Here is a 327-nt window from a genome sequence, read left to right as displayed (position 1 = left end):
TGTCTGGGCTGGAACCACCGCGCGTCGTGGTCACACCGGGGTCCGGCGGATCCCGAGGATCCCGAGGACCTCTCGGACGGGGCGGACGTGGCAGAACTGGAGGGCGCGTCGCGCTCGGCGGCCCGGCCCGGTCCGGAGTCCTCGGCGGAGTCGGGCGCCGGAGCGGAGGGCAGGGAGGGCGCGCAGTGCACCGTGGGCACGATGGGCGACGAGCTGGTCTACCACGCAGGGGTCACCCGGAGGTCCACCACCTTCGTCGGGTTCAGCCCGCGTGCCCAGGTCGGGATCGCGGTGATGGCCGGCGCGCTGCCGCTGCGCAGCCGGAGC

1 protein-coding gene is annotated in these 327 nt (G+C 75.2%); it reads left to right on the top strand.

Annotation, left to right across the window (positions count from 1 at the left end; genetic code table 11):
* Window positions 1-87 precede the first annotated feature (87 nt).
* A partial coding sequence (locus PUR61_RS18155) for a hypothetical protein (protein WP_329879940.1) occupies window positions 88-327 on the top strand: 240 nt, incomplete at its 3' end.

Source organism: Streptomyces sp. BE20 (assembly GCF_036322525.1).
Lineage (GTDB): Bacteria > Actinomycetota > Actinomycetes > Streptomycetales > Streptomycetaceae > Kitasatospora.
This window is presented reverse-complemented; position numbering and strand designations above follow the sequence as displayed.